Consider the following 26734-nt stretch of genomic DNA (forward strand, 5'->3'; position numbering starts at 1 on the left):
GGTCGAACAGTCGGTGCACATCTACAACCATGAGCGACCGCATACGGCTCTGAAATACAAAACGCCCGATGCGGTGCATCGGGCGTTCTAGTGCCTGGATACTGTCAACCTATTCCAGGACTTGACACTGCATCGCTTGCGGCCGTCGTGCATGGTGCATGCGACGGCCTGCGGGCGATCAACCATCCACCGGCTGCGCCGGCGTGTCGAGCGTCAACTGATAGAACGCCGCGTCGAGCCAACGGCCGAACTTGAATCCCGCCTGCGTGATCGTGCCCGAGTGCACGAATCCGAGCTTCGTATGCAGTGCGATGCTTCCCGCATTGGTCGCATCGATACAGCCGACCACCACGTGCACCTGCGCTTCGCGCGCGCGCCGGACTACCTCGCGCAGCAGCACCTCGCCCAGCCCGCGGCCGCGCTGGTCGCGATGCACGTACACACTGTGTTCGACCGTGTACTTGAAGGCGGGGAACGCGCGGAACGTGCCCCAGCTCGCAAAGCCCAGCAGCGTGCCCGACGCGTCGACCGCGCCGATGACCGGGAAGCCGCCCGCGCGCTTCGCCGCGAACCACGCGACCATCGCTTCCGGCGGGCGCGGCTTGTAGTCGTACAGCGCGGTCGAGTTCGCGATCGCGTCGTTCAGGATCTCGAGGATGGCCGGCGCATGCTCGGCCTCGCTGCAATCGATCAGGCGCACGTCGTCGCGCTGTTTCGGGGAATTCATACCGGCTCCTGTAGGCAGTAAATAGGGCGCGCGCATCGCTGCTGCGACGACGCGCTCATCAGGGGTTCCGCACGCCGGCGGCGGCAGACGCATCGCAGATCGCGACGACATAGCGCGCGACATGCGACGACGGATTGCTGAAAATCAGCGGCTGGTCGAGCCGCATGGCCAGGCAGTCGCCTTCGTGAAGTTCGTGAAGCGCGTCGCCGAAAGTGACGTCGACGCGGCCACTGATGACCCACACCTGCTGATGCAGCGCGCTTTCACGTCCGCCGCTGTCGTACGCGACGCGTGCACCGGGCGGGAAATCCACCTCGACGAGCTGGATCGGCGACGGCCAGCCGGCCGGGGAGAGGTTGCGGCGCACATAGCCGGACGCCGGATCTCGCCATTCGGCCTGCTGCGCGCGGCGGGCCAGCGGCTGCGCGGGCGTGTCGTCCTGGTCGCCGCCGAACAGGCCGGCCAGCGACACGCCGAGGCCGGCCGCGAGCTTGTCGAGCACGACGGCCGTCGGGCTGGCCGAAGCGCGTTCGATGAGCGAGATCATCGAACGACTGACGCCGGAGCGCGCGGCCAGCGCATCGAGCGTGTAGCCTCGCACGGTGCGCAGGTCGCGTACGCGCCGGGCGATGCGTTCGTTGATGCCGGTATCGTCGGCAACGGCGGTTGCTGATTCTTTCATGATGGATTTATTTTCCAGCAAACTGGAATTCGATGTCAACGGGGCCGACCTCAAGCGGCTCGACGGAATTCGAACGGCTTGCTCGGCAGTCGTGCGCGGCGTAATATACGAATCGACTACGTTTCGTTTAATTGGGGATATATGGGCATCATCAAGATTTCCGAGCACATGCACGAGCGGCTGCGCTCGACCAGCACGGCGCTGAGCCGCTCGATCAACGCGCAGGCCGAACACTGGCTGCGCGTCGGGATGCTGGCGGAACTCAATCCGGCGCTGTCCTACGGCGACATCTGCCGGATGCTGATCGAGGCCGAAGCGCGGGGCGGTGAGACGGGGCCGGCGGAACCGGTCGAGCACGGCATCGAGCAGGTGGCGTAATGGCGAAACGAGAAATCCCGATCCGCGGCGCCGCGGAAATCGCCAAGTCGCGTGAAGCCGCGAAGCTCGCGTCGCAGGTGCTGACGATGATTGCCGAGCATGTGAAGCCGGGTGTCACCACCGACGAGCTGGACGCGCTCTGCCGCAACTACATCGTCGACGTGCTCGGCGCGATACCGGCGAACATCGGCTATCACGGCTTCCCGAAAACCGTGTGCGCGTCGGTCAATCACGTCGTGTGCCACGGCATTCCGACGTCGCGGCCGCTGCGCGACGGCGACATCGTGAACCTCGACATCGCGGTGATCAAGGACGGCTGGTTCGGCGATACGAGCCGCATGTATTTCGTCGGCGAACCGAACGAACTCGCGCGGCGCCTCGTCGCGACGACCTATGAGGCGATGCACGCGGGCATTCGCGCGGTGCGTCCGGGTGCGACGCTCGGCGACGTCGGCTACGCGATCCAGCAGGTCGCGCATCGCGAAGGATTCAGCGTGGTTCGCGAGTACTGCGGGCACGGCATCGGCGACGTCTATCACGACGAGCCGCAGGTGCTGCACTACGGCCGCCCGGGCACCGGCGTGCCGCTCCGGCCGGGGATGATCTTCACGATCGAGCCGATGCTCAACGCGGGCAAGCGCGACACGCGCATGCTGGCGGACGGCTGGACGGTGGTCACGAAGGACCATTCGCTGTCGGCACAATGGGAGCACATGGTCGTCGTGACGGAAACGGGCTTCGAGGTGCTGACCGAGGACGCGAAGCCGCAGGCGTTCCCGGCGCTGTCCGGCACGCACGCCGCCTGACGCAAGCAGTGCGCCACGAAGGGTGGTGCGGTGGCACAGTGGAACGGGCCCCTTTGCGGGGCCCGTTTCGTTTTCGTTCGAGGTCGCGAAGCGCGGCGCGATTTACGCGCGAACGCGGCGAACGGTTGCTTGGTGGCGGAGCGCGGCCCGGCCGCCACTCAACCGCGCACCTTCTGCCACGCGGATTCAACGAACACGCGGCACAGCGCTTCCATCCCCTTGCGGTCTTCGTCGTCGAAGCGCGCGGCGACCGGGCTGTCGACGTCCCATACGCCGATCAGCGTGCCGTCGGCGGCTACCAGCGGCACGACGATTTCCGATTCCGAGGCGGCGTCGCACGCGATATGGCCGGGGAAGTCATGCACGTCGCGCACGACCTGCGTCTCGCGCGTCTGCGCGGCCGTGCCGCACACGCCCTTGCCGAGCGCGATCCGCACGCAGGCGGGCTTGCCCTGGAACGGCCCGACCACGAGTTCCGTCCCGTCGAAGAAGTAGAAGCCGGCCCAGTTGAGACGGTCGAGCGAGTGGTAGACCAGCGCGGAGAAGTTGGCCGCGTTCGCGGTCAGGTCGCGTTCGGATTCGACGAGCGCGCGTGCCTGCTCGACGAGCGTCGCGTATTGATCGGCCTTGGCGGCGTTGGGGTCGTTGGACAGCGTGAACATGGCGGGAAAGCGATCAGGGTTGTGGAATGCGCGATGCGCGTACCGCAGTCTACGGCACGCGCGCAGGGTTTGCAGCGCCCGGTCACGCGTGAAGCGGCGCGCTCAATCAGGTTCGAGTTCGGCAAACCGCTCCGCGAGAAAATCGAGCAGGGCGCGCACCGCGGGCAGCAATCCCCGGCGCGACGCGAACACCGCATGGACGATCTCGCGGCGCGGCGCCCAGTCGGGCAGCACGGTCACCAGCTCGACGCGCGCGACCTCATCGCGCACCATCATCGTCGGCAACTGCACGATGCCGACGCCCGCGACGGCCGCCGCACGTAGCGCGAGCATGCCGCCCGTCACGAAGCGCGGCTGGTGATGAATTTCCGCATGAGCGCCGTCGGGCCCGCGCAGCCGCCACACGTGCGCGGACTGCGGGGCGCCGTGATCGAGGCTCGGCACGCGCGCGAGATCGGCGGGAACGGCCGGGGTGCCATGCTCGCGCAGCAGCGCCGGGCTTGCGACGAGGCACTGGCCGCGCTCGGCCAGCACGCGCAGTGCGAGATCGCTGTCTTCGAGCGGCGGCGGGCGCACGCGGATCGCGACGTCGATCCCTTCACCGACCACGTCGACGCGCCGGTTGGTCGCTTCAAGATGAATTTCGACGCGCGGGCAAGCGACCATGAACGCGGCGATCATCGTGCCGACCAGCGAATCGAGCAGCACGATCGGGCAACTGACGCGCACGATGCCGCGCGGCTCCTCGTGCAGCAGCGCGATCGCCTCGTCGGCGGCATCGGCCTCGACGAGCATCGCGCGGCAATGCGCGTAATAGGTCTGGCCGACGTCGGTGACCGTGAAGCGGCGCGTCGAGCGCTGGATCAGCCGCATCCCGAGCCGCGCCTCGAGCAGCGCGATGCGGCGGCTCAGCTTCGATTTCGGCATGTCCAGCGCCCGCCCGGCTGGCGCGAAGCCGCCGTGTTCGACGACTTGTACGAAGTAATAGAGATCGTTCAGATCCCGCGCTTTATCGTTCATGAAATGGAACGCTGCGTGCGATTTTGGCAGTCTACCGGATCGATCGTTCCACCACTATATTTCTACCCAGGATGCGAAACACGTGTTTCGCCGCAATTCGGAGAAGGCAATGAAGAAGATCCAGGGTGTGTACAGTGCGCCGCGCGGCCATTGGGTCGGCGACGGTTTCCCGGTGCGTTCGATGTTCAGCTACCAGTCCCACGGCGCGCACCTGAGCCCGTTCCTGCTCCTCGATTACGCCGGCCCGACCACGTTCGAGCCGGGCTCGGCCTCGGCACCGCGCGGTGTCGGCCAGCATCCGCACCGCGGGTTCGAGACGGTGACGATCGTCTATGACGGCGAGGTCGCGCACCGCGACTCGACCGGCGCGGGCGGCGTGATCGGCCCGGGCGACGTGCAGTGGATGACGGCCGCGAGCGGGATCCTGCATGAGGAATTCCACTCGGAAGGGTTCACGCAGCGCGGTGGTCCGCTCGAGATGGTGCAGCTGTGGGTGAACCTGCCCGCCGCGGACAAGATGGGGGCGCCCGGCTACCAGACGTTGCTGAACGCCGACATCCCCGTGGTCGAGCTGCCGGACGGCGCGGGGCGCGCGCGGATCATCGCGGGTGATTTCGACGGGCGGCGCGGGCCGGCCCGCACGCATACGCCGATCGACGTGTGGGACGTGCGGCTCGTGGCCGGCGGCCATGCGCGGTTCCCGGTCGCCGAAGGGCGCACGCTCGCGGTGGTCGTACTGAGCGGTACCGTGCAGGTGAACGGTGAGACGGTCGCCCGCGAAGCGCAGTTCGTGCAGCTCGGCCGCGACGGCAGCGACGTCGAGATCGAAGCGAACGGCGATGCGAAGCTGCTGATCCTGAGCGGCGAACCGATCGACGAACCCGTCGTCGGTTACGGGCCGTTCGTGATGAACTCGCAAGCGGAGATTCGTACCGCGATCGAGGACTTCAACAGCGGCCGATTTGGCCAGATGCCGGCATGACGGACAGGCCCCGCGCAATGCGGGGCCTGTTTTTATGCGCGGGCAGTCGGTCGCGCGGCGCGTGCGCTTCGAGGCATAATCGTCGATTGCCGCGCGCCGGCCGGCGCGCCCGAATCAGGACCGACCATGAACGCATCCGCTGCATCCCCGAGCGCCGCCGATCTCGACTGGCGCTGGAAATCCTTCGACGCGCTGACGGCGCGTGAAGTCTATTCGATCCTCGAAGCACGCAGTGCGGTGTTCGTCGTCGAGCAGAACTGCGTGTATCGCGACATCGACGATGCGGACCAGGCTGCATGGCACCTGGCCGCCTTCGATCCGGCCGGCCGCGTGGCCGGCTATCTGCGGGTGCTGCTGCCCGATGCGCAGAACACCGACGTACGCATCGGCCGTGTGCTGACGACCGCCGCGTTTCGCGGCGCGGGCCTCGGCAACGGGCTGCTGTCGCGCGCGCTCGAGCATATCCGCGCGCAGTGGCCGGATACGCCGGTGAGCCTGCATGCGCAGGCCCACTTGCAGCGTTTTTACGGCGCATTCGGCTTTACGCCGAGTTCGGACGTGCACGACGAGGACGGCATCCCGCACGTGTGGATGAGCAGCGCACGCGCGTAATGCGCGATGCGCCGCGCCGCGCAGCCGTCAGTGCGCGGCGTGCGCCACCGGCGGCCGGTTCGCGCGCTGCGCGGCCCGTTCATCGATCAGGCGGCCGCGCGCGGACAGCCGCAGCCAGTGCCGCAGCGCGATCAGCGCGCCGATCACGCTCATCATCGAGCCGGGAATCCACAGCAGCAGGCCGCCGATCTGCTGGTCGCGCAGCGGGCTGAGCCATGTGAACGCGCGGCCGCAGATCGAATAGATCGGATACAGCTCGTGTGGCGTGAAGAAGATCAGCGCGCCGAGCGCGATCTGCGGCGGGATCGCCGCGACGACGATCAGGATCCGGCGGCCCGGCGACAACCGCGCGGGCGGCGCGGGACGCGGATCGACGACGAGCCACCAGAACAGCAGCCCGTCGATCACCATGCTCCAGTTCATCACGCGATAGAGGCGCCAGTCGAGCATCGCGATGAAGTGGATCGGCGACAGCAGCCAGAAATAGATCAGCCCGACGAACAGCACGACCGCGACGACGGGATGGAACACCACGTCGAGCGTCGCGCGCACGGGCGCCCACGCGAGCGCGGGGCGCACGAAACGCTGCCGCCAGCGAAACGGGATGCCCGCGCGCATCGCCGCGCCCGGATACGACAGCGCGATGAAGAACGGCCCGAGGTGGTGCAGCACGAGGTGCTGCGCGCGGTGCAGGAAGAACTCGTGCTCGAAGAAATAGTCGAGCCGCGTATGCAGCGCGATGTAGAGCGCCGTCAGCCCGAACCAGAACGAGAACTGCCGCAGCGGCGACACCTTCGCCTTCTTCACGCCGCGTGCGAACAGCACGGCGGCGGTCAGCACCGCGATCACCACGGTGGGCGACGGTTCCCACGGATCGAGCCAGTACAGGAGGTTCATCGCGCGCGCATCACTTCGCCTGGGCCGGCGATTTCACGGCGAAAGGCGCATCGACCGTTTCGCCGTCGGAGAACTTCAGGCGCAGGTGCACGGTGTCGCCCGGCTTGATCGCGTGCTTCGGCTCCTCGAGCATGAAGTGGTAGCCGCCCGGCGCGATGTCGACCTTGCCGCGCGCGGGGATCGTCAGCTTGTCGACCATTTCCATTTTCTGCGTCGAGCCGTTCGAGACGGTCTGGTGCAGCATCGCCATCCCGTAGTCGGGGCTGTCGACGTCGACGAGATCGATCGGCTTGTCGCTCGTGTTCACGAGCGTCACGTAGCCGCCGGCCGGCAGCTTGTTCGGCAGCCAGCGCACCCAGGCGTTCTGCGCGGTGACCGCGCCGGCGGCATACGCGTGGGCGCCGGCGCACAGCGCGGCGAGGAGGGCGAGTGTCTTGAGGGTCGTTTTCGTTTTCATGTCGGGATGAATTCAGGTCGTGGAGGCGGTGTCGATGATCCGGCGCAGATCGGCGGCGATGGCGTCGGGCGAGTCGCGGTCGGTCGCCAGCAGGCGGGCGCGGCCGCTCGCGTCGAAGATGTAGACGGCCGAGCTGTGCGTGACTTCGTAGCCGCCGGACGGATCGCGCTTTTCCATCTGGTAGGCGACGCGATAGCGCTTCGCGAGCGATTCGATCTGGCGGTCGGTGCCGGTCAGGCCGCGCGCATGCGCGGCGTCGAACGCGGCGACATACGATTGCATTGCCTGCGGCGTGTCGCGTGCAGGGTCGACCGAGACGAACAGGATGCGCACGTTGTTGGCCTGCGCGCCGAGCTTCGCCAGCACTTCCATCAGCCGCGCCATCGTTTCGGGGCAGACATCGGGGCAGTGCGTGTAGCCGAAGTAGACGAGCGCGACCTGGCCGTGGAACGCATCGGCGTCGACGGGATGGCCGTCGCCGCCCGTCAGCGTGAACGACAGGTCGGGCAGGTGGCCGGTAACGTTGGTCAGGTTCCAGCGCGGCTCGTCGTGCGTACACGCGGCGAGCGCCACGGCGGCGGCGAGGGCCGCGGCCGTGCGGATGAGGCGGGAGAAGCGCCGGTGCGGCGCAGTGCGGGCAGACGACATCCTGGGGCTCGATCGGACGAAATGGTGGCCGGTGGCGCGGCGCCATGCGTCGCGCGGCAGGCGGTTGCGACTGTAGCGCAATTCGCGCGCCCGCGTCCTTTCGAAACCCGTACGCCGCGGGCGAGCGGGGCAATATGTCGCAGTTGACGCGCGCGGCGGCGCGATGCCGGCGCCGCACCGGTTTCGCCCATCTCGATGCGCAGGCGCGGTAAGATGCGCACAATTCCATTCGCGCAGCGGCCGCCTGGCGTTTGCCGGCCGGCCCTCACACTATCGAATCGATGCAATCCGTTCCGGCTTCCCTGTCCCTGACCGATACCGCGTTCTTCTTCGACTTCGACGGCACGCTCGTCGAACTGGCGCCGACGCCCGACAGCATTCATGTTCCGCCGTCGCTGCTGACGCTGCTCGACGAGTTGCGGCGCCGCTCGCACGGCGCGGTCGCGATCGTGTCGGGGCGCGGCATCGACAACATCGACACGTTCCTGAAGATGCCCGGCATGCCGATCGCCGGCCTGCACGGCGCGGAGCGCCGCGATGCGAACGGCGACACGCAACGCATCGGCTTCAACGACGAACGCCTGCTGCGCATCGAGCGCGAGCTGGCGGCCGTCGTCGACCGTCATCCGGGCATGCTGCTCGAAATCAAGGGCGCGGCCGTCGCGCTGCACTACCGCAACGCGCCCGAGCGCGAGGCGGCGGCACGCGCGGCCACCGAGCGCCTCGTCGCCGACTATGCCGATGCGTATGTGCTGCAGCCCGGCAAGATGGTGTTCGAGATCAAGCCGAAAGGCGTCGACAAGGGGCGCGCGCTCGCTGCGTTCCTCGACGAGCCGCCGTTCGCGGGGCGCGTGCCCGTGTTCGCAGGCGACGACCTGACCGACGAGAAGGGCTTCGCGGTGGTCAACGCGCGCGGCGGCCTGTCGATCAAGGTCGGCGCGGGCGAGACGTCTGCCCGCACGCGGCTCGATTCGGTCGACGCGCTGCATGAGCAGATCGCGCGCTGGCTCGGTGCGGAGCAGCCGGACGCATGAGTCGCCTCATCATTGTTTCAAACCGCGTCGCGCCGATTTCGGAAGGCGAACCGGCAGCGGGCGGCCTCGCGATCGGCGTCTACGATGCGCTGAAGGAGACGGGCGGCATGTGGTTCGGCTGGAGCGGCGAGGTCGTCGCATCCGGTGCGCCGCAGATCCGCGTCGAGGAGCACGGGCCGGTCACGTTCGCGACCATCGGCCTGTCGCGGCGCGACTACGACCAGTATTACCGCGGCTTCTCGAACGCGACGCTGTGGCCCGCGTTTCACTACCGCACCGACTTGATCCAGTACGACCGTCACGAGTTCGAAGGCTATGGCCGCGTGAACGTGTGGCTTGCTCAGCAGCTCGTGCCGCTGCTGCAGGACGACGACGTGATCTGGGTGCACGACTATCACCTGATCCCGTTCGCGCGCGCGTTGCGCGCGGCCGGCGTGAAGAACCGCATCGGCTTCTTCCTGCACATCCCGTTTCCGGCTGCGCAGGTGCTCGTCAGCGTGCCGCCGCATCGCGACCTCGTCGAGTCGCTGTGCGCGTTCGACCTGCTCGGCTTCCAGACCGAACCCGACCTGCGCGCGTTCTGCGATTACGTTGAATCGGAAGCGGACGGCGCGATCGAGCGCGACGGCCACCTGGCGACGGTGCGCGCATTCGGCCGGACGCTGCGCGCGGCCGCCTATCCGATCGGCGTGCATCCGGACGAGATCGCGTCGCTCGCGCAGGCCGGCGAGCACGGCAAGGCGGTGCGCACGCTCGCGACGTCGCTGCGCGGCCGCAAGCTGATCATGAGCGTCGACCGGCTCGATTACTCGAAGGGGCTCGTCGAGCGTTTTCGCGCGTTCGAGAAGCTGCTCGAGCATGAGCCGTCGCATCGCAATCGCGTGTCGTTCCTGCAGATCGCGCCGTCGACCCGCGCGGAACTGCGCGCGTACCAGGACATCCGCCTGCAGCTCGAAGGGGAGTCGGGGCGCATCAACGGACGCTTCGCCGAGCTCGACTGGGCGCCGATCCTCTATATCCATCGCCAGTACGACCGCCAGCTGCTCGCTGCGCTATACCGGCTCGCGCGGGTCGGCTATGTGACGCCGCTGCGCGACGGGATGAACCTCGTCGCGAAGGAGTACGTGTCCGCGCAGAATCCGGACGATCCGGGCGTGCTCGTGCTGTCGCGCTTCGCCGGCGCCGCACGCGAGCTGACGGGGGCGCTGATCGTCAATCCGATCGATATCGACGGGATGGCCGATGCGCTGTCGCAGGCGCTGACGATGCCGCTCGCCGAGCGGCGCGCGCGTTATACGGACATGATCGCGCAGCTGCGCGAGAACAACGTGTCGGTGTGGCGCGACAACTTCCTGCGCGACCTGCAGCACGCGTAACCGGCGGTTCATCGAGCAATGAAAAAGCCGCAGTGCGACGCGCACTGCGGCTTTTTTGTCGGCTGCGGGCCGGTGTGTCAGGCCACGCGTTCGCCGGTCGGCGTGCTGCCGTCGGGGGCCGGGTGATGGCGGCCGTGCTGTTTCGCGAGCAGGTCGCGGTACAGGCCCGGACGGTTGCGCAGCACGTCGGGCGGGCCGTCGTCGATCACCTTGCCGTTGTTCATCACGATGATCCGGTCGAAGTTGCGCAGCGTCGACAGGCGGTGCGCGATCGCGATCACCGTGCGGCCGACCATCAGGCGGTCGAGCGCGCTCTGGATCGCTTCCTCGGACGCGCTGTCGAGCGCGGACGTCGCTTCGTCGAGCAGCAGGATCGGCGCATCCTTCAGGATCGCGCGCGCGATCGCGATACGCTGGCGCTGGCCGCCCGACAGCTTGACGCCGCGGTCGCCGACGATCGTGTCATAGCCTTCCGGCATCGCTTCGATGAACTCCGCGCAGCGCGCGTCGCGCGCGGCGGCGAGCACTTCGTCACGGGTCGCGTCGGGGCGGCCGTACGCGATGTTGTCGTAGATCGTCCGGTGCAGCAGCGAGATGTCCTGCGGCACGAGCGCGATCGCGTGGCGCAGGCTGTCCTGCGTGATCGTCTTCACGTCCTGGCCGTCGACCTTCACGGCGCCGTCCTGCGTGTCGTAGAAGCGCTGCAGCAGCGCAAGCACGGTCGACTTGCCGGCGCCCGACTTGCCGATCAGGCCGACGCGCTGGCCCGGCTCGATATGGAGTTCGAAGTGGTCGAGGATCGCGCGGCGGTGCGGATACGCGAACGTCACGCGCTCGAAATCGACGCGGCCGCCCTTGGCCGACAGCGGCTGCGCGTCGGAGCTGTCCGGCATCCCGTGCGGCTCGAGCAGCGTCTTGACCGCCTCGGACAGGCGCGCGATGTGCTGCGTGACGTCGACGAGCGCGACCGCGAGATCGCGTGTGCCGTGCAGGATCGTGAAGCCGAGCGAGCTGACGAGCACGATGTCGCCCGACGTCGCGCGGCCCTGGTCCCACAGCCACAGCGCCCAGCCGAGCAGGCCGGCGGACAGCATCGCGGTGATCACGGCGTGCAGCAGGCGCAGCTTCTCGAGATAGAGCAGGCTCTGCTGGCGCGCATCCATCTCGGCCTTGACCGTCGCGCCGAAGCGCTTCTGCTCGCGCAGCGTCATCCCGAACGCACGCACGAGCCCCATGTTGCCGATCACGTCGACGAGCTCGCCGTCGACCGCCGCGGCCTTCGCCGCGAACGCGTGATGGCGGGCCGAGCCGCGCCCGGCGAGCTTGAACAGGATGACGGACAGCACGGCCGAACAGCCGAGCAGGCCGGCCGCCATCATCGGATTGACGACGATGATCATCAGGATCGCGCCCATCACCGCGATGCACGGCGGCAGCACGTTCCACGCCATCGTGTTCTCCGACGTGTAGACCGCGTTCGACGTGGCCGTGATGCGGCTCGCGAGCGTGCCGGGCTGCTTTTCGGCGTAGTAGGTGGGCGAATGGCCGATCAGGTACTGGAACAGGTCACGCCGCAGGTCGCCGGTGACCGCGACGAACGTGTGCGCGGCGAACCAGCCGCCGACGCGCCACAGCAGGTTGTCGGCCGCGATCAGCCCGACGAGCAGCGCGAACGCGCTCCACAGCGGGCCGGGGTGATGCCGCCCGGTCGCCAGCACGTCGATCAGGTGCTTGATCGCGTATTGCGAGCCGAGCGCGCAGCCGACGGCGGCCAGCACGCTGCCGAGCACGATCAGGTGGGCGACGGGATGCAGGCGGATGTAGCGGAACAGGAACGCGATCGGTCGATGCGCGTAGCTCGACAGCTTCGCGTTGTGGGCGTTGCGCTGGGCAGGGGTGAGAGATTCCAAAATATGCGTGCGGTGATTCGGTGAGTGAGCGTGGCGGCTGGATCGCAGGCCGGCGTTCGCCCGGACTGAATAATCCGGCATTGTAAACAAGCCCGCGTGTCGCGCTGCGCGAATCTTGCCTTGGCCAGGGGCTCGCGGTCGATTTTGAGATAAAATCCGGCATCCCGTCCTGCCTCATGTGCCGGAATCACGCTGCCGGCGGTCACGGGGTCAAGGAGTGCCAAAAGGGCCTTCCACTCTAGAACGGACACCCAAGTCCGCGGGTTGCAAAGTGTTGCACCTTTGTAACAAAGTAAAGTGTTTGAAATGTTGTGCGCCGTATCGGGATTAACCCTAGATAATCGGCTCCGGGTTCGATTCCAGGTTTTTTACGAACCCCTGTCAACGGGTCTTCGTTTCAAACGTTCTATGCCTGTCGCGTCGCCGACGCTCCTTGAGCAGCGCGGGTTTGACGCCCCCGGCAGGCTGATTCGTCCGATCTTCGGACGACCTGCATCCAGCCCGGACCGCCGGCAGGTTGCCGACCCATACCTGGTTTTTAGCCGATTTTTTAGGAGTTACGCATGCGAATCGCCCAAATCGCTCCGTTGCACGAAGCGGTGCCCCCGAAACTGTACGGCGGCACCGAGCGAGTGGTGTCCTACCTCACCGAAGCACTTGTCGAGATGGGGCATGACGTCACGCTCTTCGCGAGCGGCGATTCGCAAACCTCCGCGAAGCTCGAAGCCTGCTGGCCGCAGGCGCTGCGCCTCGACCCGACGATCCGCGACGTGATGGCCCCGCACATGCTGCTGCTCGAGCAGGTGCGCCGCCGCGCGGAAGAGTTCGATGTCCTGCACTGCCACATCGACTACTACCCGTTCTCGCTGTTCTCGCGCCAGCCGGTCCCGCATCTGACGACGATGCACGGCCGTCTCGACCTGCCGGAACTGCAGCCGATCTTCAATGCATTCAGCGACGTGCCGGTCGTGTCGATCTCCGACAACCAGCGCATCCCGCTGCCGCAGGCGAACTGGCTGTCGACCGTCTACCACGGCCTGCCGGAAAACCTGCTGACGCCGATCCCGAACGTCAAGCCGAGCTACCTCGCGTTCCTGGGCCGCATCTCGCCCGAGAAGCGCGTCGACACGGCGATCCGCATCGCCGAGCAGGCCGGCCTGCCGATCAAGATCGCCGCGAAGCTCGACAAGGCTGACCGCGCGTACTACGAAGAGAAGATCAAGCCGCTGTTCGCGCTGCCGCACGTCGAGTACATCGGCGAAATCAGCGAGTCCGAAAAGACCGAATTCCTCGGCAACGCGCATGCGCTGCTGTTCCCGATCGACTGGCCGGAGCCCTTCGGCCTGGTGATGATCGAGGCGATGGCCTGCGGCACGCCGGTGATCGCGTTCAAGCGCGGCTCGGTGCCGGAAGTGATCGACAACGGCGTGTCGGGCTTCGTCGTCGAAGACGAGCTGTCGGCCGTTGCCGCGCTCAAGCGCCTCGATACGCTGCCGCGCGAGAAGGTCCGCGCCGCGTTCGAAGCCCGCTTCTCGTCGAAGGTGATGGCGCAGAACTACGTGAAGGGCTACGAGGAACTGCTGCGCCAGAAGCGTCGCACGGTGCTGCGCGAAGTCAACGCAAGCTGATTGCGGGCCGCCGCCGCGCAGCGGCGCGCGGCTTGCCATCGACGCCCCGTCCGGGTTCCCGGCGGGGCGTTGTCACATCCACGGCGCGGATCTGTTGTATTCTCGCCGCGCCCGACGCCGCGAACGGCCCCCGAAGCGGCCCGGCAGGGCATCCGTCCGTCTGTCCAGACGGTAATGTCCCTATAATGGCCGTGCCGTGAAATCCGGCCCCGCACGAATAACCAGAGGAGAGCAGTCTTGGCGAGAACGAAATCCACGCGCGCAGCGCCGGCCCCCGGCGCCGGTGTGATCTTCGCGTTGCGTGCGATCGGTCTCGTGCTGCTCGCGCGCTGGCTGTTCTCGATGTCCCAGATGGGCTATCGCTCGTCGCTGTCGGCGATGGTGTCGTCGCCCTGGGCGTTCATCTACCTTCTCCTGATCTTCCTGCTGCTCGCGCTGCCGGGCGCCGTCGCGCGCGCCGAACGGCCATTCCATCCGCTGCCGCAATGGCTGCGCCAGGCGCTGCGCGTCTTCGCGCTGATCGGTTTGCTGTTCGCGGTCTGGTCGATCGGCATGTTCGTCTGGGTGGACGGCTGGCGCCTCGCGCTGCAGGCGGTGACGGCGACCAACGGCTGGCTCGTCGCCGCACCGGCGCTTTATGCGGCGATCGTCTGGATCTGCCGCCCGCGGCCGCTGTGGCGGACCAACGTGGCCGCGCGCCGCTTCGCGGTCGGCCGTTATGCGATTTCGCTCGACGTGCTGACGCGCACCGCGATCGTGTGGATGGAAAGCCGCAAGGTCGGCCAGTACGATGCGCGCGAACTGTCGGTGCGCTGGCCCGGCCGGGCGGCGCCTGCCGCAGGCGACGGTGCCGCGGACGCGCAGCCGGCCGTCGTGCCGCCGCGCCGCGGCAGCTTCTTCAATCGGCCGAAGGTCGAACTGCTGTGGGATTCGCCGGCGGCCGTCGGCCATAACCGGCAGATCGTCATGCGTGCGCCGCTCGCGACCGAAGGCGACCGCGTCGCGGTGCTCGCGCTCGACGCCGCGCTCAAACAGATCGTCTGACGAGCCCCGCGCACGGCGAGCGGGCGACAAGGAGGCGTGATGATCGTCCGCTGGTTGCTGGCTGCCGTTCACCTGAGTGCGTTCGGCGTCGCGTTTGCCGCGATCGCGGGGCGTAACCGCGCGTTGCGCCGGCTCATCGCGTCGGCGCAGGCGGCCGACTTGCCCGGCGTATTCAAGGCGGATGCCGCGTGGGGGCTATCGGCGCTCGTGCTGATCGTGACGGGCCTGATGCGCGCGTTCGGCGGTTTCGAGAAAGGCGCCGCGTACTACCTGCACGAACCGCTCTTTCACCTGAAGATGACCGCGCTCGTGGTGATCCTGCTGCTCGAGGTCGTGCCGATGCTCGGGCTGATCCGGTGGCGCATCGCCGCGCGGCAGCAGCAGATGCCTGATCTCGGCCGTGCGCGCACCTATGTGCGGATCGGCCATTGGCAGGCGGTGCTGGTGATCGTCATCGTGTTCGCCGCGTCGGGGATGGCGCGGGGGATTGGGCTGGCCGGGTAGGTGCGGCCGGCTAACTAGGCTTGGCCGGCTAGGCCCGGCCCAAGCTCGACCGGGCGACCCTGCCGCCTGGCCGCACCCGCACTCAGCGCACGAGGCAGGGACGCTTGTTGTTGAAGGTCCAGCCCGGAATCAAATACTGCATCGCCGCCGCGTCGTCGCGGGCACCGAGCCCGTGCTGCTTGTACACCTCGTGCGCGACCGCGACGGCATCCATGTCGATATCGATGCCGAGCCCCGGCCGTTTCGGCACTTCCACCAGCCCGTTCTCGATCTTCAGCGGTTCGCGCGTCAGCCGCTCGCCGTCCTGCCAGATCCAGTGCGTGTCGATCGCGGTGACCTGGCCCGGCGCGGCGGCCGCGACGTGCGTGAACATCGCGAGCGACACGTCGAAGTGATTGTTCGAATGCGAGCCCCACGTGAGGCCCCAGTCGCGGCACATCTGCGCGACGCGCACCGAACCCTGCATCGTCCAGAAGTGCGGGTCGGCGAGCGGGATGTCGACGGCCTGCAACTGCACCGCGTGACCCATTTGCCGCCAGTCGGTCGCAATCATGTTGGTGGCGGTCGGCAGCCCCGTCGCGCGGCGGAATTCGGCCATCACCTCGCGGCCGGAGTAGCCGTTCTCCGCGCCGCACGGATCTTCCGCGTACGCGAGCACGTGATGCTGGTCGCGGCACAGCCGCACGGCCTCGTCGAGCGACCACGCGCCGTTCGGGTCGAGCGTCACGCGCGCGTCGGGGAAGCGCTCGGCGAGCGCCGTCACGGCCTCGATCTCGCGCGCGCCTTCGAATACGCCGCCCTTCAGCTTGAAGTCGTTGAAGCCGTAGCGCGCATGCGCGGCCTCGGCCAGCCGCACGACGGCCTCGGGCGTCAGCGCGGCTTCGTCGCGCACGCGCGTCCAGTCGTCGGTCGCGCCGCTGCCGTCGCGGTAGGCGAGCGCGGTCTTCGTGCGGTCGCCGATGTAGAACAGGTAGCCGAGCATTTCGACGCGCTCGCGCTGCTGGCCCTCGCCGAGCAGCGCGGCGACCGGCACGCCAAGATGCTGGCCGAGCAGGTCGAGCAGCGCGGCTTCGAGCGCGGTGACCGCGTGGATCGTCGTGCGCAGGTCGAAGGTCTGCAGCCCGCGGCCGCTCGCGTCACGGTCGGCGAAGGTGCGCCGCACGTCGTTGAGCACCGCGTGGTAATTGCCGACCGGTTGGCCGACGACGAGCGCGCGCGCATCGTCGAGCGTGCGGCGGATGCTTTCGCCGCCCGGGACTTCGCCGACGCCGGTGCGGCCTGCGCTGTCCTTCAGGATCACGAGGTTGCGGGTGAAGAACGGGCCGTGTGCGCCGCTCAGGTTGAGCAGCATGCTGTCGTGGCCGGCGACCGGAATCGCTTGCAGGTCGACGATACGCGGCGTGTCGTGGGAGGGCGAGGCAGTGACGGCGTTCATGGGCGGCGATGGCGAAAGGGTGGGCAATGCCGTGCGGCAAAAGCTTTGCCGCGCGCGACGGGAGGTGCGATCATTCGACAACCGACATGCGCGGCGCGCAAGCCCCGCAGGTCGACGCAACCCGAAACGGGGTGGGAGCGACAACCTGACCGGCGGAGCGCAGAACGCGAACGCTGGCTGATCGTAAGACATGGGACCAGGCGGCGCAGGAGTGCTCGCTTGAGTCGACAGGAGATCCGTGTTTCGATCATCAGTCGTCGGATGACTTGTGACGCAGTATAATGAATCATCGGCTTTCGCTCAAACCCCGCGTAAACCCTCGGCTCACATTACGATCATTCAAAAAGGAACCGGCCTCATGTCCGTGCCTACGCTTCCCGCAGCGCCGCGCCGTCGCGCACGCAGCCTCGCACAAGATGTCGTCGACGCGCTGACCGCGCAGATCGAAAACGGCACGCTGCGTCCCGGCGACAAGCTGCCGACCGAAACCGAAGTCATGGCGGCGCAGGGGGTGAGCCGGACGGTCGTGCGCGAGGCGATCTCGCGGATGCAGGCGAGCGGCCTCATCGAGACGCGCCACGGCATCGGCAGCTTCGTGCTGGAGCCGTCGCGCCGCCAGACGCTCGGCATCGACCCGGCGACGATCACGACGCTGCGCGACGTGCTCGCGGTGCTGGAACTGCGCATCAGCCTCGAAAGCGAATGCGCGAGCCTTGCCGCGCAACGCGCGAACGATACCGACCTGGCCGCGCTGCGGCGCGCGCTCGACGCGATCGCATCGGGGGCGGGCGGCGGCCGCGACACGGCGCAGCTCGACTTCCAGTTCCACCTGCAGATCGCGCAGTCCACCGGCAACCGCTATTTCGTCGACATCATGACGCAGCTCGGCACGTCGATCATTCCGCGCACGCGCGTGAATTCGGCCCGTTTTGCCGGCGACGATCTGGAGCGCTACGTCGGCCGGCTGAATCACGAGCACGAGGATATCTACGAGGCGATCGCGCGCCACGACCCGGAAGCGGCACGCGCGGCGATGCGCACGCACCTCACCAACAGCCGCGAACGGCTGCGCCGCGCGCACGAGGCGGCCGAAGCCGAGGCCGGCTGACGCACCGGGCGGCGCGGCCCACGGTGCCGCCGGCCCGGTCGAATTGCCCTAACATCAGTCGTCATACAAGATCGATCTCCCTTCATCGATCACCGGGGCCGGGCGGCGTTGCCGCCGCCGGCCGCCGGCACCGCCGATCAGCCTCCCTTCGTCGTGATCGTCTTCCACGCGCCGCTCTTCACCTGGTACAGCGTCGACATCCCGCTCTTCAGCGAGCCGTCGTTCGCGAACGAGATACGGCCGGTCACGCCTTCGAAGTCGATCTTCTTCAGCGCCGGGCGATAGACCTTCGGGTCGGTCGAGCCGGCCGCCTGCATCGCCTTGATCGCCGCCCACGCCGCGTCGTAGCCGAACTGCGCGTACGACAGCACGTCGACGCCGAAGCGCTTCTTGAAACGCGCCTCGAAATCCTTCCCTTGCGGCAACTCGTCGAGCGGCCGGCCGTATTCCCACGCCATCGCGCCTTCGGCGGCCGGGCCTGCGATCTTGATGAACTCGTTGTCCTTCACGCCGCCACCGCCGACGAACTGCGCATTCAGCCCAAGTTGGCGCATCTGCTTGATGAAGTTCGCGGCGAGCGAATCGAGGCCGCCGAAGAAGATCAGGTCGGGGTTCTTCGCCTTCAGGCTCGTGATCTGCGCGCGGAAGTCGACCGCCTGGTTGCTGGTGAATTCGCGGCCGATGAGGTTGCCGCCCGCGGCCTTCACGGCCTTCTCGAACTCGTCGGCCTCGCCCTGGCCGAACGCGGTGCGATCGTCGATGATCGCGATGCGCTTCGCCTTCGTCACGTCGACCGCGTACTTGCCCGCGTTGCCCGCGTTCTGGCCGTCGGTCGCGATCACCATGAACATGTTCGCGAGCCCGCGCGCGGTGAGCGTCGGGTTGGTCGCGGCCGGGTCGATCACCGGGATGCCGGCCTTGTCGTAGACGACCGATGCCGGAATCGTCGTCCCCGAGTTGAAGTGGCCGACCACGACCGACACGTTCTGGTCGACGAGCGCCTGCGCGGCCTGCACGCCGATGCGCGGGTCGGCCTGGTCGTCCTGCACGACGAGGTTGAAGTGGACAGGCTTGCCGGCGATCTGCACTTTCTGCGCGGCGGCATCGTCGAGCGCGAGCTGCACGCCGTTCTGCAGGTCCTTGCCGTAACCGGCGTTCACGCCCGTGAGCGGCGCGGCGAAGCCGACCTTCACGTCGGTCGTATCGGCGGCCTGGGCGCCCTGTTGCGAGAGGAGGGCAAGCGCGGATGCAATCGACACCGACAGCAGGGAATGACGGAATTTCATGTTGTTCCTCTTGTTCGACACCTGCGAGTAAGTACCGCATGCGCCCGGGCGGGCCGGACGCGTGCGACGGGCGGGCGGTTCGACCGCTTCTCGGAATCGGGCGGGGAGGTCGGCATCGTTATCCTCGGAAGAATCTCCCGTCAGGCGCTGCGAAGAAGCGCCCCGATCGCCTCGATATATAGGTCGCCGATATGCCCGGGTCTTGGCAATTCGCCGCGCATTCGGTGCGGATTTGCGCATAGCTTCCGCGCGTGCGGCGGCAGCCGGTATCGGGAGTTTCCCGTCGCGAACGGAGCGGGCGGAGAGGAGGGGAGCAGAGAGACGGCGCGGCCCGCCGGGGCCGCGCCGCGCATGCGACGCCGTCAGTCGGACAGGGCGTCCGATGCGGCTTCGGCATCGTCGTGCGATGCGTGCGTGCGGATCAGCGGATCACTGGTGCTCGGGCGGCCGGTCTCGACGTGCCCCGCGAAGCGGCGCAGGAAGCCGAGCAGGCGGCCGTCGCTGACGGTCAGGTCGTACCAGCCGTGGCTGCCGCGCAGATCCCAGTAGTCGTCGACGTGCTGGCCCGGCGCGAGGTCGAACGTGCGCGCGCGGCCGTGGCCGTACGCGTTCGTGACCTTGAGCCGCACGGCCTGGTGGCCGCGGTTCATCAGGCGCAGCGTGATGTTGCCGTTCGCGACGTCGTAGCCGTAGATCACCTCGGGGTTCACGTTCGCGCTGCCGACGCCGGTCGCGAACGGGCCGCGGAAATGGCAGTAGAAGCCGTTCGGGCCGTACACGTCGAGGTCGTACAGGCCGAGCGACGCCGCGGCGCTCCACGTGTCGGCGATCCGCTTGCCGGCTTCGACCGTGTACGCCCACGGGCCGTCGAGGCGATTGCGCGACTGCACCTGGAACGCGGCGCCTGCCCGGCCCGTGTTCGCGAAGGTCAGCCGGAACAGGCCGTTCACCGATTCGACGCGGCCGTGCACGAACAGCTCGTACGGCAGCGCGCGCGCCGGCCGCAGCCCGGCCTCCTGCTTCGGCAGCTTCTGCAGCACCGGCGGCACGGGGATGTAGTCGGGATGGCGCAGGCGGTCGGGCGGCGCATAGCTGCTCGTGTCCGGCAGCGTCGGCCAGCCGGCATCGGCCGTTGCGAAATCGAACGCGGCGGTCAGGTCGCCGCACACCGTGCGGCGCCACGGCGAGATGTTGCCGGCCTTGACCGGGTATTGCGCGCCGAAACGTGCCTCGATGAATTGCAGCAGCGACGTGTGATCGTAAGTCTGCGAGCAGACCCAGCCGCCCTTCGTCCACGGCGACACGACGAGCATCGGCACGCGCGGCCCGAGCCCGTACGGGCCGGCCATGTGCGATGCGTCGCCGGGGAACACCTCGTTGGTCGTCGCGACCGTCGATAGCCCGTTGTCGCGCGACTGCGGCGCGAACGGCGGCTGCACGTGGTCGAAGAAACCGTCGTTTTCGTCGTACGTGATGAAGAGCGCGGTCTTGCTCCATACCTCAGGATTCGACACGAGCGCCTTCAGCACCTGCTCGATGTACCACGCGCCGTAGTTCGCCGGCCAGTTCGGATGCTCGGAATACGCCTCCGGCGCGCAGATCCACGACACCTGCGGCAGCGTGCCGTTCTTCACGTCCTGCTGCAGGATGTCGAACAGCGTGCCGCCCGCGCTGATGTTGGTGCCGGTGCGCGCCTTGTCGTACAGCGGCGTGCCGGGCAGCGCGGTGCGGTACTGGTTGAAGTAGAGCAGCGAGTTGTCGCCGTAGTTGCCGATGTACGGGTTCTGCGTCCAGCCCCACGACCCGGCGGCGTTCAGGCCGGTGCCGACGTCCTGGTAGATCTTCCACGACACGCCGGCGTTCTCGAGCACTTCCGGATAGGTCGTCCAGCCGTAGCCCGCTTCCTCGTTGCCGAGCACCGGGCCGCCGCCCGTGCCGTCGTTGCCGACGTAGCCCGTCCACATGTAGTAGCGGTTCGGGTCGGTCGAGCTCGGGATCGCGCAGTGGTACGCGTCGCAGATCGTGAACGCGTCGGCGAGCTGGTAGTGGAACGGGATGTCGTCGCGCTTCAGGTACGCCATCGTCGTGGTGCCCTTGTTCGGCACCCACTGGTCATAGCGGCCCTTGTTCCAGGCGGCGTGCATGTCCTGCCAGCCGTGCGGCAGGTCCTGCAGGAACTGCAGGCCGAGCTTGTCCGCGCCCGGGTGGAACGGCAGCAGCTCGGCCGGGCCGACCGGCTGGTGGAACACCGACTTGCCGTTCGCGAGGCGCAGCGGACGCGGGTCACCAAAGCCGCGGACACCGCGCATCGTGCCGAAGTAGTGGTCGAACGAGCGGTTCTCCTGCATCAGGATCACGATGTGTTCGATATCGCGGATGGTGCCGGTGCGGCGGTTCGCGGGAATCGCAAGCGCATCGCGAATCACGGGGGGGAACAGGTTCAGCGCGGCGGCGCCGGCGGTGCCGGCAGCGACGCGCAGGAAGTCACGACGGTTCGATCGGGTCATGGTCGTTATCGTGCGGTAAAGGGGGGAGCCGATTGGCAGGACCTGCTGGAAGGGCGCGCCCGGGTCGCAGGATGCGGCTGCGCCGGGTGGTGCCGCCGCGAGCATAGCGAGAAATCGGTGTCATTCATGTGAAGTCCGGAAACGTTTGCATCCGCATCGAAGCGATATCGAAGCGGCGTCGGGCGAATGTCGCCAGCGGTCGCGGTGCGGCAGGGATGAGGCGGGAAAGCGATGCGGCGCGGGATACGCGCCGGTGAAGCGCAGGGCGATGCCGGCGAGTCAGGCGTCCGTGACCCACGCGCCGAACCATTCGCTCGGCCGCGCGATTTCGTCCTGCGCGGCGACGAGTTCGAGCTCGTAGCGGCGCGCATCGTAGGTGGCCTTCACGACCGCGTGCACGGCCGCGAGCGTGTGCTCGAACGCCGCGCGCACGGAGTCGCCGCGCAGCCGGCAGGCGACGAAGATCGCGCTGGTCAGGTCGCCGACGCCGACCGGATGGCGCGGAAACGCGTACAGCGGGCGCTGGCCGATCCACGCTTCGGTTTCGGTGACCGCGAGCATGTTGAAACGATCGGCGGGGCTGTTGCGGTCGTGCAGGTGCTTGACGAGGATGATCTGCGGGCCGCGACGGATCAGCGAGCGGCAGGCTTCGACGGCTTCGGCGACGGTTTCGATGCGCCGCCCGGCGAGCTTCTGCAGTTCGGTGTGGTTCGGCGACATGCCGTCCGCGAGCGCCGGCACCTCCTGGACCATGAATTCCTCGACGCCGGGCTCGGGCCGGATGCCGCCCGTCTGGCCCATCGCCGGATCGCAGAAGTACCACGCGTTCGGGTTCATCGCCTTCACCGAGCGGACGATCTCGATAGCCGCACGCGCCTGCGGCGGCGAACCGAGAAAGCCGGACAGCACGGCGTCGCAGCGCTTGAGTGCGCCGATCGCGGCGATGCCGTCGACGAGCTGCTCCATCTTCGCGGCATCGATCGCGCTGCCGGCCCAGTGACCGTACTGCATGTGATTCGACAACTGGACGGTATTGAGCGGCCAGACGTTGACGCCGAGGCGCTGCATCGGGAACACGGCCGCACTGTTGCCGGCGTGGCCGTAGATGACGTGCGACTGAATGCTGAGGACGTTTTTCATGGGAAGCGCCTGCACGCGTTTCAGGGTCACGTCACACGATACCCGAGTTCGTCGCGCACGCGGAAGTCGCGCGGCGCCGGAGTGTTGCGCGCCGTCGTCAGCGCGACCGCGTAGAATCGCGGGGCGCGAGACGGCCCGGCCGCCCGCGTGCGTCTCCAATCACCGTGATCGCCATGCTTTCGATTCGCAAGATGTTGTTTGCCGTGCGCGCCGCCGTGCTCGGCGCGGGTGTCGCCGTCGCGTGCGCCGTGCCTGCCATGGCCGCCGCCGCATCGCCCGCCGGCAACGACGGGCCCGTGTATGGCCCGCGCCTGGAAGGGTTCGCCTATCCGGCGCCCGTGCATCTCTACACGTTCGTGTCGCAGCGCGAAACCCTCGAGATGGCCTACCTCGACGTGCAGCCGGCCCACCCGAACGGCCGCACCGTCGTGCTGCTGCACGGGAAGAACTTCTGCGCGGCGACCTGGGAAGACACGATCGGCGTGCTGAGCCGCGCCGGCTATCGCGTGATCGCGCCGGACCAGATCGGCTTCTGCAAGTCGTCGAAGCCCGATCGCTACCAGTACAGCTTCCAGCAGCTCGCACGCAATACGCATGCGCTGCTCGAATCGGTGGGGGTGAAGTCGGCGACGATCGTCGGCCACTCGACGGGCGGGATGCTCGCGATGCGCTACGCGCTGATGTATCCGAAGGCGACCGACCAGCTCGTGCTCGTGAACCCGATCGGCCTCGAGGACTGGAAGGCGCTCGGCGTGCCGCCGCTGCCGGTCGACTACTGGTATGCGCGCGAGCTGAAGACCACGGCCGACGGCATTCGCCGCTACGAGCAGGGCACGTACTACGCGGGCAAGTGGTCGCCGTCGTACGAGCGCTGGGTGCAGATGCTGGCCGGGATGTACCGTGGCGCCGGTCGCGACGCGGTCGCGTGGAACTCCGCGCTGATCTACGACATGATCCTCACGCAACCGGTGGTCTATGAACTCGGCGCGATCCACGTGCCGACGCTGTTGATGATCGGCGACAAGGACACGACCGCGATCGGCAAGGACGTCTCGCCGCCCGACGTGCATGCGAAGCTCGGCCGCTACCCGGAACTCGCGAAGCGCACGCAGGCGGCGATCCCCGGCGCGCAGCTCGTCGAGTTCCCGGCGCTCGGCCACGCGCCGCAGATCCAGGATCCGGACGCGTTCCACAAGGCGCTGCTCGACGGGCTGGAGGCCGTGCACCCGCAGTGATGCGGGGCCGGCCGCTGGCGGCCCGGGCGCGCCGTCAGCGCGCTTCGCTCGCGAGCTCGTCGCGGATCTGCGCGGTCAATTCGAACGAGCGCAGCCGTGCCGCGTGATCGTAGATCTGTGCGGTGACGATCAGCTCGTCGGCTCCCGTCTGCGCGATGCGGTCGCGCAGCTTGTCGCGCACCGTGTCGCGCGAGCCGACCGCCGCGAACGACAGCGAATGCGCGACGGTCGCGAGTTCGAGCTCGTTCGCCTCGAGCACGTCGACCGGCGGCGGCAGCTTGCCCGGCGTGCCGCGCCGCAGGTTGATGAACTGCTGCTGCAGCGACGTGAACAGGCGCCGCGCCTCGTCGTCGGTATCGGCGACGAACACGTTGACGCCGACCATCGCATGCGGCTTCGGCCATGCGGCCGACGGCCGGTACTGCGCACGATAGATCTCGAGCGCGCGCATCAGGTAGTCCGGCGCGAAGTGCGACGCGAACGCGAACGGCAGCCCGAGCATCGCGGCGAGCTGGGCGCTGAACAGGCTCGAGCCGAGCAGCCACACGGGCACGTCGAGCCCTGCGCCGGGCACCGCGCGCACGCGCTGGCCGGGCACCGGCTCCGCGAAGTAGCGCTGCAGCTCGGCGACATCATCCGGAAACGAGTCGGCGCTGCCGATCAGGTCGCGGCGCAGCGCGCGCGACGTGGTCTGGTCGGTGCCGGGCGCGCGGCCGAGGCCGAGGTCGATGCGCCCCGGATACAGCGACGCGAGCGTGCCGAACTGCTCGGCGATCACCAGCGGCGCATGGTTCGGCAGCATGATGCCGCCCGACCCGACCCGGATCGTCCGCGTGGCGCCCGCGACATGGCCGATCACGACGGCCGTTGCCGCGCTCGCGATGCCGGGCATGTTGTGATGCTCGGCGAGCCAGTAGCGCTGGTAACCCCAGCGTTCCGCGTGCTGCGCGAGATCGACGGTGTTGCGGAATGCCTGGGAGGCGTCGGCGCCGGCCGGAATGGGGGCGAGATCGAGTACGGAAAACGGAGTCATCGGATGGCCTTCGAAAGGGGCGCGCGCGGTGATGCGCTGACGCAACAAATGCCAAGGATTTTGCCAAAGGGTTCCGGAACGTGCTGGAGGCGGCCCGATACCCATGCGCGGTTCAGGGGTGCAGGGTCGAATTCGGCGGTCGTTGCAAAAATCGATCTAATCGCCGATTAATTACCGATCTTTACGGCGATTGGATGTGAATCCGCATCGACGTACAAATTTGCACGAAACGTAGGATTTTCAAGACTGCAATACGCCTGCAAACCGCTTACGCTAACGTGAACGCGGGTGCACCCAAATGGTTCGCCGACTGCGCAGCTTTGCCGGAATTGCACCAGTCCGTTTCTCGTAGCGCCGAGCGCGGGGTGCCGCAGGCTGCTAAAATCCGGCGCCTACCCATGTTGTGCCGAAGGTAGCCATACGAATCTTCCCGCATCCCGTCCGGGCGTCGCGCGGAGATGCACCACGCGAAGCCGGGCATGGCCGTATCCGAAGGATGGGTCGAGCCTCCCCCATATACAGGCGCTGCTGGAACAAGGAGTCGGGTCGTGCCCGCGTTCGTCGTTGTCGGAATACCGAATCACGCTCAATCATGCTCACGCGTTCTCCATGGCGTTCAGGTCGCCGGGAGGCGTCGCGCATGACGGCAACCGCAACGATGCTCGACTGGCTCCTGATCGTCTTCACGCTGGCCGCGGCCGGCTATGCGCTCGTCGCCGCGTTCGCGCCGCGGCCGCGTACGCCGCGCACGGCCGTGCGCGACGGCTTTGAGCCGGTCAGCGTGCTCAAGCCGCTGTGCGGCGCGGAGCCGCACCTGTACGAAAACCTCGCGACGTTCTGCGAGCAGCGCCATCCGCGGTATGAAGTGCTGTTCGGCGTCGCGTCGGCGGCCGATCCGGCGATTGCCGTGGTCGAACGGCTGCGCGCCGATTATCCCGAGTGCGACATCACGCTCGTGATCGACGCGCGCGTGCATGGCAAGAACCTGAAGGTCAGCAACCTGATCAACCTCGCCGAGCGCGCGAAGTACGGCCGCATCGTGATCGCGGACAGCGACATCGCGGTGAAGCCCGACTATCTGGAGCGCGTGACGGCGCCGCTCGCCGACGTGTCGGTCGGTGTCGTCACGTGCCTGTATCATGCGCGCAGCGTCGGCGGGTTCTGGACGCGGATCGGCGCGCAGTTCGTCGACGCATGGTTCGCCCCGTCGGTCCGGATCACGCACCTCGGCCGCTCGAGCCGCTTCGGCTTCGGCGCGACGCTCGCGCTGACGCGCGACACGCTAGACCGGATCGGCGGCTTTCCCGCGCTGAAGGACGAACTGGCCGACGATTTCTGGCTGGCCGAGCTGCCGCGCCGGCTCGGGCGACGCACCGTGCTGTCGGAGGTCGAGGTCGCGACCGACGTGATCGAACCGTCGTTCGGGCCGCTGTGGCACCGCGAGACCCGCTGGCTGCGCACGATCCGTTCGCTGAACCCGGCCGGCTTCGCGTTCCTGTTCATTACGTTTACCGTGCCGTGGCTCGCGATCGGCGCGGCGCTCGGCACGACGCGCAGCACCACGCACCGCGGCGCGGCAGATCGGAAGAGCAACAGGCTGAAACCCAGGTCACCCGACAGGAA

General features: G+C 67.8%; 26 protein-coding genes. 13 read left to right on the forward strand and 13 right to left on the reverse strand.

The annotated features are described in order from the left end of the window. Positions 1 to 91, forward strand: a 91-nt coding sequence (locus tag G3N98_RS26820) for an integrase core domain-containing protein (protein ID WP_206139067.1), incomplete at its 5' end; no start/stop codon positions are given. Between the two features lie 87 nt (positions 92 to 178). Here the strand turns inward: G3N98_RS26820 and G3N98_RS26825 are convergent. Then, complete coding sequence (locus tag G3N98_RS26825; RefSeq protein ID WP_039348343.1) at positions 179 to 727, reverse strand: GNAT family N-acetyltransferase; 549 nt, start codon at positions 725 to 727, stop codon at positions 179 to 181. Between the two features lie 58 nt (positions 728 to 785). Further along, a complete protein-coding gene (locus tag G3N98_RS26830) occupies positions 786 to 1409 on the reverse strand; it encodes a helix-turn-helix domain-containing protein (protein ID WP_175239135.1) in 624 nt (207 codons plus the stop codon). A 141-nt stretch (positions 1410 to 1550) separates the two neighbouring features. Here G3N98_RS26830 and G3N98_RS26835 point away from each other — a divergent pair, with 141 nt between their 5' ends. Together G3N98_RS26835 and map are read left to right on the forward strand one after the other, a co-directional pair. After that, a complete protein-coding gene (locus G3N98_RS26835; protein WP_039348336.1) occupies positions 1551 to 1787 on the forward strand; it encodes a ParD-like family protein in 237 nt (78 codons plus the stop codon). Next, complete coding sequence (map, locus tag G3N98_RS26840) at positions 1787 to 2593, forward strand: type I methionyl aminopeptidase (RefSeq protein ID WP_089472422.1); 807 nt, start codon at positions 1787 to 1789, stop codon at positions 2591 to 2593. Before G3N98_RS26835 ends, map begins: the two co-directional genes overlap by 1 nt. Before the next feature lie 158 nt (positions 2594 to 2751). On the opposite strand, the gene G3N98_RS26845 is transcribed toward map, so the two are convergent. Further along, positions 2752 to 3255: a GAF domain-containing protein gene (locus G3N98_RS26845; RefSeq protein WP_206149677.1), complete on the reverse strand. Its 504-nt coding sequence runs from the start codon at positions 3253 to 3255 to the stop codon at positions 2752 to 2754. 102 nt (positions 3256 to 3357) lie between these two features. Then, positions 3358 to 4275, reverse strand: a complete 918-nt coding sequence (locus G3N98_RS26850; protein ID WP_206149679.1) for a LysR family transcriptional regulator — start codon at positions 4273 to 4275, stop codon at positions 3358 to 3360. Positions 4276 to 4384: 109 nt separating this feature from the next. Between G3N98_RS26850 and G3N98_RS26855 the strand changes: the two genes are divergently transcribed. Continuing rightward, positions 4385 to 5257, forward strand: a complete 873-nt coding sequence (locus tag G3N98_RS26855) for a pirin family protein (protein ID WP_206149681.1) — start codon at positions 4385 to 4387, stop codon at positions 5255 to 5257. Between the two features lie 126 nt (positions 5258 to 5383). Next, on the forward strand, positions 5384 to 5869 hold the full coding sequence (locus G3N98_RS26860) for a GNAT family N-acetyltransferase (RefSeq protein ID WP_175239131.1): 486 nt from the start codon (positions 5384 to 5386) through the stop codon (positions 5867 to 5869). Positions 5870 to 5896: 27 nt separating this feature from the next. Here G3N98_RS26860 and G3N98_RS26865 read toward each other — a convergent pair whose 3' ends face one another. Genes G3N98_RS26865 through G3N98_RS26875 form a run of 3 tightly spaced genes read right to left on the reverse strand, consistent with a single transcriptional unit; the run spans position 5897 to position 7871 of the window. Then, positions 5897 to 6766 (reverse strand): cytochrome c oxidase assembly protein, encoded by an 870-nt coding sequence (locus G3N98_RS26865; protein WP_089424867.1) that lies wholly within the window; start codon positions 6764 to 6766, stop codon positions 5897 to 5899. A 10-nt stretch (positions 6767 to 6776) separates the two neighbouring features. Beyond that, complete coding sequence (locus G3N98_RS26870) at positions 6777 to 7223, reverse strand: copper chaperone PCu(A)C (RefSeq protein WP_175239130.1); 447 nt, start codon at positions 7221 to 7223, stop codon at positions 6777 to 6779. 12 nt (positions 7224 to 7235) lie between these two features. Beyond that, the gene (locus tag G3N98_RS26875; protein ID WP_206149683.1) at positions 7236 to 7871 is read right to left on the reverse strand and encodes an SCO family protein; all 636 of its coding nucleotides are present in this window, start codon (positions 7869 to 7871) and stop codon (positions 7236 to 7238) included. A 281-nt stretch (positions 7872 to 8152) separates the two neighbouring features. Between G3N98_RS26875 and otsB the strand changes: the two genes are divergently transcribed. Further along, positions 8153 to 8905, forward strand: coding sequence for a trehalose-phosphatase (gene otsB / locus G3N98_RS26880; RefSeq protein WP_089424869.1), 753 nt, complete (start codon positions 8153 to 8155; stop codon positions 8903 to 8905). Further along, on the forward strand, positions 8902 to 10281 hold the full coding sequence (gene otsA, locus G3N98_RS26885; protein ID WP_124575948.1) for an alpha,alpha-trehalose-phosphate synthase (UDP-forming): 1380 nt from the start codon (positions 8902 to 8904) through the stop codon (positions 10279 to 10281). The genes otsB and otsA overlap by 4 nt, the downstream gene beginning before the upstream one ends. 77 nt (positions 10282 to 10358) lie before the next feature. Here otsA and G3N98_RS26890 read toward each other — a convergent pair whose 3' ends face one another. Next, entirely contained in the window at positions 10359 to 12191 is a 1833-nt protein-coding gene (locus G3N98_RS26890) for an ABC transporter ATP-binding protein (RefSeq protein WP_175239127.1), read from the reverse strand. A 563-nt stretch (positions 12192 to 12754) separates the two neighbouring features. On the opposite strand from G3N98_RS26890, the gene G3N98_RS26895 reads away from it, so the two are divergent. The 3 genes from G3N98_RS26895 to G3N98_RS26905 all read left to right on the forward strand — a co-directional run bounded on the left by G3N98_RS26895 (position 12755) and on the right by G3N98_RS26905 (position 15367). Continuing rightward, positions 12755 to 13819, forward strand: coding sequence for a glycosyltransferase family 4 protein (locus G3N98_RS26895; RefSeq protein ID WP_006476459.1), 1065 nt, complete (start codon positions 12755 to 12757; stop codon positions 13817 to 13819). 237 nt (positions 13820 to 14056) lie between these two features. Beyond that, entirely contained in the window at positions 14057 to 14863 is an 807-nt protein-coding gene (locus G3N98_RS26900; RefSeq protein WP_175239125.1) for a hypothetical protein, read from the forward strand. A 39-nt stretch (positions 14864 to 14902) separates the two neighbouring features. Then, positions 14903 to 15367 (forward strand): DUF2214 family protein, encoded by a 465-nt coding sequence (locus tag G3N98_RS26905; protein WP_089494399.1) that lies wholly within the window; start codon positions 14903 to 14905, stop codon positions 15365 to 15367. Positions 15368 to 15449: 82 nt separating this feature from the next. On the opposite strand, the gene gudD is transcribed toward G3N98_RS26905, so the two are convergent. Continuing rightward, positions 15450 to 16802, reverse strand: coding sequence for a glucarate dehydratase (gene gudD / locus G3N98_RS26910; RefSeq protein WP_206149685.1), 1353 nt, complete (start codon positions 16800 to 16802; stop codon positions 15450 to 15452). Between the two features lie 358 nt (positions 16803 to 17160). On the opposite strand from gudD, the gene G3N98_RS26915 reads away from it, so the two are divergent. Further along, the gene (locus tag G3N98_RS26915) at positions 17161 to 17910 is read left to right on the forward strand and encodes a FadR/GntR family transcriptional regulator (protein WP_069247513.1); all 750 of its coding nucleotides are present in this window, start codon (positions 17161 to 17163) and stop codon (positions 17908 to 17910) included. Between the two features lie 137 nt (positions 17911 to 18047). Here G3N98_RS26915 and G3N98_RS26920 read toward each other — a convergent pair whose 3' ends face one another. The 3 genes from G3N98_RS26920 to pdxY form a co-directional block, all read right to left on the reverse strand. Then, positions 18048 to 19196: a branched-chain amino acid ABC transporter substrate-binding protein gene (locus G3N98_RS26920; RefSeq protein WP_089472426.1), complete on the reverse strand. Its 1149-nt coding sequence runs from the start codon at positions 19194 to 19196 to the stop codon at positions 18048 to 18050. Between the two features lie 362 nt (positions 19197 to 19558). Further along, on the reverse strand, positions 19559 to 21703 hold the full coding sequence (locus tag G3N98_RS26925; protein WP_206149687.1) for a phospholipase C, phosphocholine-specific: 2145 nt from the start codon (positions 21701 to 21703) through the stop codon (positions 19559 to 19561). Between the two features lie 279 nt (positions 21704 to 21982). Continuing rightward, positions 21983 to 22843 carry a pyridoxal kinase PdxY gene (gene pdxY, locus G3N98_RS26930; RefSeq protein WP_069249245.1) on the reverse strand — a complete coding sequence of 287 codons (861 nt, stop codon included), beginning with the start codon at positions 22841 to 22843 and terminating at the stop codon, positions 21983 to 21985. Between the two features lie 173 nt (positions 22844 to 23016). Here pdxY and G3N98_RS26935 point away from each other — a divergent pair, with 173 nt between their 5' ends. Beyond that, the gene (locus G3N98_RS26935; RefSeq protein WP_206149689.1) at positions 23017 to 24078 is read left to right on the forward strand and encodes an alpha/beta hydrolase; all 1062 of its coding nucleotides are present in this window, start codon (positions 23017 to 23019) and stop codon (positions 24076 to 24078) included. Between the two features lie 34 nt (positions 24079 to 24112). On the opposite strand, the gene G3N98_RS26940 is transcribed toward G3N98_RS26935, so the two are convergent. Next, the gene (locus G3N98_RS26940) at positions 24113 to 25111 is read right to left on the reverse strand and encodes an LLM class flavin-dependent oxidoreductase (RefSeq protein WP_089425872.1); all 999 of its coding nucleotides are present in this window, start codon (positions 25109 to 25111) and stop codon (positions 24113 to 24115) included. A 640-nt stretch (positions 25112 to 25751) separates the two neighbouring features. Here G3N98_RS26940 and hpnI point away from each other — a divergent pair. Continuing rightward, positions 25752 to 26734: bacteriohopanetetrol glucosamine biosynthesis glycosyltransferase HpnI (hpnI, locus tag G3N98_RS26945; protein ID WP_241026095.1), on the forward strand; the 983-nt coding region annotated here is incomplete at its 3' end.

Source organism: Burkholderia sp. Tr-20390 (genome assembly GCF_017104595.1).
Taxonomy (GTDB): Bacteria; Pseudomonadota; Gammaproteobacteria; order Burkholderiales; family Burkholderiaceae; genus Burkholderia.

Excerpts from the sequence above, each read along its gene's own strand:
- G3N98_RS26920 (WP_089472426.1), bottom strand. The coding sequence starts at position 19,196 with ATGAAATTCCGTCATTCCCTGCTGTCGGTGTCGATTGCATCCGCGCTT.
- G3N98_RS26915 (WP_069247513.1), top strand. The coding sequence starts at position 17,161 with ATGTCCGTGCCTACGCTTCCCGCAGCGCCGCGCCGTCGCGCACGCAGC.
- G3N98_RS26940 (WP_089425872.1), bottom strand. The coding sequence starts at position 25,111 with ATGACTCCGTTTTCCGTACTCGATCTCGCCCCCATTCCGGCCGGCGCC.
- G3N98_RS26895 (WP_006476459.1), top strand. The coding sequence starts at position 12,755 with ATGCGAATCGCCCAAATCGCTCCGTTGCACGAAGCGGTGCCCCCGAAA.
- G3N98_RS26830 (WP_175239135.1), bottom strand. The coding sequence starts at position 1,409 with ATGAAAGAATCAGCAACCGCCGTTGCCGACGATACCGGCATCAACGAA.
- G3N98_RS26905 (WP_089494399.1), top strand. The coding sequence starts at position 14,903 with ATGATCGTCCGCTGGTTGCTGGCTGCCGTTCACCTGAGTGCGTTCGGC.
- G3N98_RS26935 (WP_206149689.1), top strand. The coding sequence starts at position 23,017 with ATGCTTTCGATTCGCAAGATGTTGTTTGCCGTGCGCGCCGCCGTGCTC.
- map (WP_089472422.1), top strand. The coding sequence starts at position 1,787 with ATGGCGAAACGAGAAATCCCGATCCGCGGCGCCGCGGAAATCGCCAAG.
- pdxY (WP_069249245.1), bottom strand. The coding sequence starts at position 22,843 with ATGAAAAACGTCCTCAGCATTCAGTCGCACGTCATCTACGGCCACGCC.
- G3N98_RS26860 (WP_175239131.1), top strand. The coding sequence starts at position 5,384 with ATGAACGCATCCGCTGCATCCCCGAGCGCCGCCGATCTCGACTGGCGC.
- G3N98_RS26850 (WP_206149679.1), bottom strand. The coding sequence starts at position 4,275 with ATGAACGATAAAGCGCGGGATCTGAACGATCTCTATTACTTCGTACAA.
- G3N98_RS26870 (WP_175239130.1), bottom strand. The coding sequence starts at position 7,223 with ATGAAAACGAAAACGACCCTCAAGACACTCGCCCTCCTCGCCGCGCTG.
- gudD (WP_206149685.1), bottom strand. The coding sequence starts at position 16,802 with ATGAACGCCGTCACTGCCTCGCCCTCCCACGACACGCCGCGTATCGTC.
- G3N98_RS26875 (WP_206149683.1), bottom strand. The coding sequence starts at position 7,871 with ATGTCGTCTGCCCGCACTGCGCCGCACCGGCGCTTCTCCCGCCTCATC.
- G3N98_RS26865 (WP_089424867.1), bottom strand. The coding sequence starts at position 6,766 with ATGAACCTCCTGTACTGGCTCGATCCGTGGGAACCGTCGCCCACCGTG.
- G3N98_RS26835 (WP_039348336.1), top strand. The coding sequence starts at position 1,551 with ATGGGCATCATCAAGATTTCCGAGCACATGCACGAGCGGCTGCGCTCG.
- G3N98_RS26825 (WP_039348343.1), bottom strand. The coding sequence starts at position 727 with ATGAATTCCCCGAAACAGCGCGACGACGTGCGCCTGATCGATTGCAGC.
- G3N98_RS26925 (WP_206149687.1), bottom strand. The coding sequence starts at position 21,703 with ATGACCCGATCGAACCGTCGTGACTTCCTGCGCGTCGCTGCCGGCACC.
- G3N98_RS26845 (WP_206149677.1), bottom strand. The coding sequence starts at position 3,255 with ATGTTCACGCTGTCCAACGACCCCAACGCCGCCAAGGCCGATCAATAC.
- G3N98_RS26855 (WP_206149681.1), top strand. The coding sequence starts at position 4,385 with ATGAAGAAGATCCAGGGTGTGTACAGTGCGCCGCGCGGCCATTGGGTC.
- otsA (WP_124575948.1), top strand. The coding sequence starts at position 8,902 with ATGAGTCGCCTCATCATTGTTTCAAACCGCGTCGCGCCGATTTCGGAA.
- otsB (WP_089424869.1), top strand. The coding sequence starts at position 8,153 with ATGCAATCCGTTCCGGCTTCCCTGTCCCTGACCGATACCGCGTTCTTC.